This is a genomic window from Sphingopyxis sp. MG (assembly GCF_002953155.1).
Classification (GTDB): domain Bacteria; phylum Pseudomonadota; class Alphaproteobacteria; order Sphingomonadales; family Sphingomonadaceae; genus Sphingopyxis; species Sphingopyxis granuli.
This window is the reverse complement of sequence record NZ_CP026381.1, coordinates 2,130,953-2,137,189: the sequence shown is the minus strand read 5'-3', so window position 1 is coordinate 2,137,189 and position 6,237 is coordinate 2,130,953. Positions and strand designations below refer to the sequence as shown.

Genomic DNA, 6,237 nt, shown 5'->3' with positions numbered 1-6,237 from the left:
TGCGCGGATGACCGGGTGAGCGTGGCGGCCGACATCGGGACCGCGTCGCGGTCGCAGGGGGCGGACGAGGCCCGGCTGTGGGCATCGCTGGCGTCGGCGCGCGACGCGGGGTCCTTCTGCCAGGCCTGGCTCGACTTGCAATGCGCCCGCACGCGCGGGGTCAGCGCCGGACTGATCCTGCTCGAGGGCACCGGCGGCGCCTTCGCCCCCGCGGCGGGATGGCCCGCCGGCCCGCAGGAGCACCCCCATCTGCGCAAGGTCGCCGAGGCGACGCTCGCGAACGGGCAGGTGGTGGTCGAAGGCGATGCGGACGATCCCGACACGATGGGCATCGGCTATCCGATCGCCGCCGACGGGCGGATGATGGGCGCGGTGCTGCTCGCCGTGACCGGGCTGACCTCGCCGCAGATGCAGTTGCTGCTGCGCGAACTCCACTGGGGCGTCGGCTGGATTCACTCGCTGGTCTGGCAGCACTGCTCCGCCGGCGACGAAGGGCGCACGGAGGCGGCGACCGCGGCGATGGACGTACTTGCGGCGATGCAGGAGCATGACACGCTGGCCGAGGCGGAACTGGCGCTGTGCAATGCGGCGACGATCGCCCTCGACGCCGACCGGGTGTCGCTGGGGCTGGTGCAGGGCGACCGCGTCAAGCTGTCCGCCATGTCGCACGGTGCGTGGTTCCGCAAACGGTCGGACGTCGCCGAGGCGCTGGAAGCCGCGATGGACGAGGCGATGGACCAGGACATGCTGCTGTCGGTCCCGCTGGTGCGCGAAGGCGATCCGATCCTGTTGCAGCAGGACCGCCTGCTCGCGCTGGCGGGCAAGGGCGCGGTCGCCAGCGTGCCGATGACCGACCGCGGACTGCCGGTCGGGGTGCTGACGATCGAGCGCGCGGTCGATGCCGATCCGTTCGATGCTCGCGACCTGCTGCTCGCCGAAACGATCGCGGCGCTGGTGGCGCCGGGGATCGCGCTGCGGCGGCGCGAGGAAAGATGGATCGGCGGCCGCGTCCGGCGGCACGGCATGGACGGCGCGCGCGCGCTGTTCGGCCCGCGCCGTCCGCTGGCGAAGGCGCTGGGGATCGGCGCACTGCTGTTGCTGCTGATCCTGTTCATTCCGTTCGCCCAGTTTCAGGTGCGCGCCGACGCCGAACTCGAAGGCCAGGTGCAGCGCGCGGCCTCGGCGCCCTTCTCGGGCTTCATCGCGCGGTCGCAGGCGCGCGCCGGGGACGTCGTGCGTGCGGGACAGGTGCTTGCGACGCTCGACGACCGCGACCTGATCGTCGACCGCGCCCGCGCGCTCGGCGAGGTGCAGCAGCTCGACCGCCGCTATCGCGAGGCGCTGGCCAAGCACGAGCGCGCCGACATGAGCCTGGCCGGCGCGCAGCTTCGCCAGGCGGAGGCGAGCCTGCGCCTGATCGAATACAAGCTCGCGCGCACGCGCATCGTCGCGCCGCTGTCGGGCGTGCTGGTGTCGGGCGACCTCAGCCAGAAGGTGGGGACGCCGGTCGAGGAGGGCGACGTGCTGTTCGAGGTCGCACCGCTCGGCAGCTTCCGTGTCGTACTGAACGTCGCGGAGGAGGATGTGAATTATCTGCGCCCCGGGCAGCAGGGCCGCTTCGCGCCCACGGGACTCGCGGGCGAGACGGTGCCCTTCACCGTCAGGCGGATCACGTCGGTCACGGCCAATGTCGATGGCGAGAATGTATTCCGCGTCGAGGCGGAACTGGCGGGCGACCGCCGCGCGGTGCTGCGCCCGGGCATGGAAGGCGTCGCCAAGGTGAAGATCGACCGGCGCAGCAACGCCTGGATCTGGACGCGCGGCCTGCGCGAATGGTTGCGGCTGTTCTTCTGGAAGTGGCTGCCCTAGAGCATGAAGTATTTCGTTGAATCCGTTCGTGTCGAGCGAAGTCGAGACACCCATCGGCCCGGCGCCACGCTGATGGGTGTCTCGACTTCGCTCGACACGAACGGGTTTCTGGATCTGCCTCGAGATAGGCTGTCGGATTGGGCGCGCGATGGCCAATCCCTTTGAAAGCGCCTCCTGGTTCCAGGTCGCCCGGCTGAGGCCCCGGCTCAAGACGCATGTGCGCGTCCGGCGCCATCGCTATCGCGGCACGGTGCAATATGTGCTCGACGACGGCGCCGCCGGCAAGGCGCACCGGCTGACGAAGGGCGCGTGGCGCTTCGTCGGGCGGCTCGACGGCGAACGGACGGTCGAGCAGTTGTGGGAGCGGCTGGTCGAGGAACTGGGCGAGGACGCGCCGACGCAGGACGACGTCATCACGGCGCTCGGCCAATTGCACGGGTCCGACCTGCTGTCCACCGACATGCTTCCCGATACCGGCGAGCTCATCAAGCGGCAGAGGAAGCAGCGGCGGCAACTGCTGATGCAGAATCTGAAAAGCCCGATGTCGCTGCGGATTCCGCTGGTCGATCCCGATGCCTTCCTGACCCGCGCGATGCCGTGGGTGCGGCCGCTGTTCGGCTGGGCCGGGCTGGCGCTGTGGCTCGCGGTGGTCGGCGCGGCGCTGCTGGTCGTCGGCACCCACTGGCAGGAACTGACGACCAATATCATCGACCGGGTGCTGTCGACCGACAATCTGCTGATCATGGCGGTCTGCTATCCGCTGGTGAAGACGATCCACGAACTCGGCCACGGCTTCGCCGCCAAGGCATGGGGACGCGAGGTGCGCGAGATGGGCGTGATGCTGCTCGTGCTCTTTCCGGTCCCCTATGTCGACGCGTCGGCGGCGAGCGCCTTGCCGAACAAGTGGCAGCGGGCGCTGGTCGGTGCTGCCGGGATGGTGTCCGAACTGTTCGTCGCCGGGATTGCCGCGCTGCTGTGGGTTGTGCTGGAGCCCGGGCTCGCGCGCAGTTTCGCCTATAACGTCATGCTGATCGCCGGCATCTCGACCGTGTTGGTCAACGGCAATCCGCTGCTGCGCTTCGACGGCTATTATATCCTCGCCGACCTGCTCGAAATCCCCAACCTCGGCTCGCGCGCCAATCGCTATTGGGGCGATCTGGTCAACCGGCATGTCTTTCGCACCCACGACATGCCGCCGTTCGACGCGACGCCGGGCGAGAAACGCTGGTTCCTCGTCTACGCCCCGGCGGCCTTCGTCGCGCGCATGGTGATGCTGTTCGGCATCGCGCTGATCGTTGCGTCGCGTTTTTTCCTGATCGGCGTCCTGATCGCGCTGTGGACGCTGTGGACCGGGGTCGGCCTGCCGCTGTGGAAGATGGGGGCGCATGTCGTCAGTAGCCCGCAGCTCCATCGCAACCGGGGCTTCGCGATGCGGCTGACGGGCGGCGCGGTGGCGGCGGCGCTGCTGATCCTGTTCGTCATTCCGGCGCCGCACCACGTCAACGCGCAGGGGGTGGTGTGGCTGCCCGACCAGGCGCATGTGCGCGCCGCGACCGGCGGCTTCATCACCCGCGTCGCCGTGGGGGAGGGGAGCCAAGTCCGCACCGGACAGTTGCTGATCGAGACCAGCCAGCCGACGCTGGAGACCGACGTCGCGCGGCTCGACTGGCGGCGGCGCGAGTTGCAGGCGGCGGCCGATGCCGAACTGGGCGGCGACCGCGTCAAGCGTCAGATCGGTCAGTTCGCGATCGACGAGGCCGAACAGAAGCTGGCGATCCAGCGCGAGCGCTATGGCGAGCTTCGCCTGCTCGCGGGGGCGGAGGGGCGGTTCGTCACCGCGCTGGCGCCCGCGTCGGACCTGCCGGGGCGGCATGTCCGCCAGGGCGAACTGATCGGCTATGTCACCCCCGGACAGGCGGAGGTGGTGCGCGTCGCGGTGACTCAGGACGACATCGACCTCGTCCGCCGCGAACTCGTCCGCGTCCGCTACCGCATCGCCGCGCTGCCCGGCGCGACGCACGAAGGGCGTGTGGTGCGCGAGGTGCCCGGCGGCACGCGCGACCTGCCGAGCGAGGCGCTGGCGCTGGGCAAGGGCGGCACCATTCCCACCGACCCGACCGATCCGAACGGGCGCAAGGCGCTGGGCCGCGTCTTCCTGTTCGACATCGGCCTGCCGCCCGAACTGCGGCAGGTGCCGTTCGGGACGCGCGTCCATGTCCGCTTCCAGCTCGGCTGGGAGCCGATCGGCTGGCAGGTGGCGCGGCGGCTGCGCCAGTTGCTGTTGTCGCGGTTCAATGCCTGAGCTGTCCGTCCTCCGCGAGCGCGCCCGCGACCTGTGGCGCGAGGTGCGCAGCGACGCGCGCCCGGTCATCGCGCCCTATCCCGAGCGCGGCCCCGCGCCGTCGTGGAAATGGGATCGCCCCGTCGACCTGTTCGTCGGCCGCGCGCTGGCGGGCGAGCGGCCCGCCATGCTCGCGCGGGCGGAGGCGATCGCGGAGGCGGCGGAGGCGCTCCGCCCGCTGGATGACGCGGACCTCGACGCGCGCTGCGCCGCGCTGCGCGTCAGGCTGATGCGTCATGGGCTTTCCGACCCGGCGTTGATCGATCAATGCTTTGCGCTGATCCGCGAGGTGACGGGGCGGATGCTGGGGATGCGGCATTTTCCCGTGCAGTTGATGGGCGGTCTGGTGATGGTCGAGGGCGGCCTCGCCGAAATGGCGACGGGGGAGGGCAAGACGATCACCGCGCTGCTTCCGGCCATCACCGGGGCGATGGCGGGCATGCCGGTGCATGTGTTCACGGTGAACGACTATCTCGCGGAGCGCGACGCCGCCAAGCTGCGCCCCGTCTACGAACGCTTCGGGCTCAGCCTGGGGGTGGTGATCCACGGGCAGGAGACGCCCGAGCGCCGCGCCGCCTATCGCGCCGACGTCGTCTATGGCACCAACAAGGAAATCACCTTCGACTATCTGCGCGACCAGACCGCGCTGGGGCCAAAGCGCGGCGCGGCGCGGCGGGTGATGCGCGACCTGTTCGGCGACCGCGCCCGCGAACCGCTGATCATGCGCGGCCTCTATTTCGCCGTGGTCGACGAGGCCGATTCGATCTTCATCGACGAGGCGCGCACGCCGCTGATCCTGTCGGCCGAGATGCCGGCGAACGACGACGGCCTGTATCTGGCCGCGCTCGAACTGGTGCGCCAACTGGAGGAGGGACGCCATTACCGCATCCGCGAGGCCGACCGCGCGGTCGAACTGACCGAGCGCGGACATCGCGTCGTCGCCGAGCTGTCGGAAGGGCTGCCGCAGACGCGCTGGCGGATTCGGCAGGCGCGCGAGCAGATCGCGTCGCAGGCAATCGCGGCACTGCGCCTCTATCAACGCGACCGCGACTATATCGTCGCCGAGGACAAGGTGCAGATCGTCGATGAATCGACCGGCCGCGTGATGGCCGACCGGTCGTGGGAGGGCGGGCTGCACCAGTTGATCGAGGCGAAGGAGGAGGTCGAGCTGTCGGGCACGCGCAACACGATGGCGCGCATCACCTATCAGCGTTTCTTCCGCCGCTATCTGCGCCTGTCGGGGATGAGCGGGACGGTGAAGGAAACCGCGCCCGAACTGTGGGCCGACTATGGACTGAAGGTCACGGTCGTGCCGCGCAACCGCCCCAATCTGCGCCGCGATCGCGGGCACCGGCTCCATGCCGACGCCGCCTCGAAATGGGCGGCGGTGGCAGAGGCGGTGCGCACGGTGCGCGAGGAGGAAGGGCAGCGGCCGATCCTCGTCGGGACGCGCTCGGTCGGGGATTCCGAGGCGGTTGCCGCCGCGCTCGACCGCATCGGCATCGCCTGCCGCATCCTCAACGCGCGGCAGGACGCCGAAGAGGCGGAGATCGTCGCGGCGGCGGGCCGGATCGGCGCGGTGACGGTCGCGACCAACATGGCCGGACGCGGCACCGATATCGAATTGTCGAAGGAAGCGCATGCGGCGGGCGGGCTGCACGTCATCCTGACCGCCTTTCACGAAACCCCGCGCATCGACCGCCAGCTCGAAGGGCGCGCCGGGCGGCAGGGCGATCCCGGCAGCACGCAGGCGATCACCGCCATCGACGACGAGCTTTACGCGCTGTTCGCCCCGCGCGCCGCACGGGCGCTGAAAGCGTCGGCAAAGGTCTGGCCGATAGAGGGGCGTCCCGCGAACCTGCTGCGCCGCTGGGCGCAGGGCGCGGCCGAGCGGCGTCATGCCGCGTCGCGCCGCCAGACCGAATTGTCCGAGGAACGTCTGCAAAAGACCATGGCGTTCAGCGGCACGGCGTAGGGGGCGGGCCCTGAAGATCGCATCAGGCTTTCTTCCGCGTTTGCGCCGACCC

At 70.1% G+C, this 6,237-nt stretch carries 3 protein-coding genes; all 3 read left to right on the top strand.

What is annotated here, in order from left to right:
* Window positions 1-15: 15 nt before the first annotated feature.
* The 3 genes from C3E99_RS09955 (at window position 16) to C3E99_RS09945 (ending at window position 6,185) form a co-directional block, all read left to right on the top strand.
* On the top strand, window positions 16-1,869 hold the full coding sequence (locus tag C3E99_RS09955) for an HlyD family efflux transporter periplasmic adaptor subunit (protein ID WP_234002436.1): 1,854 nt from the start codon (window positions 16-18) through the stop codon (window positions 1,867-1,869).
* Between the two features lie 148 nt (window positions 1,870-2,017).
* Window positions 2,018-4,171, top strand: coding sequence for a site-2 protease family protein (locus C3E99_RS09950; protein ID WP_076076007.1), 2,154 nt, complete (start codon window positions 2,018-2,020; stop codon window positions 4,169-4,171).
* On the top strand, window positions 4,164-6,185 hold the full coding sequence (locus C3E99_RS09945) for a preprotein translocase subunit SecA (protein WP_104959749.1): 2,022 nt from the start codon (window positions 4,164-4,166) through the stop codon (window positions 6,183-6,185). Before C3E99_RS09950 ends, C3E99_RS09945 begins: the two co-directional genes overlap by 8 nt.
* Window positions 6,186-6,237: the final 52 nt, after the last annotated feature.

Coding starts and splice junctions, on each gene's coding strand:
- C3E99_RS09945 (WP_104959749.1), top strand. CDS start 4,164: ATGCCTGAGCTGTCCGTCCTCCGCGAGCGCGCCCGCGACCTGTGGCGC.
- C3E99_RS09950 (WP_076076007.1), top strand. CDS start 2,018: ATGGCCAATCCCTTTGAAAGCGCCTCCTGGTTCCAGGTCGCCCGGCTG.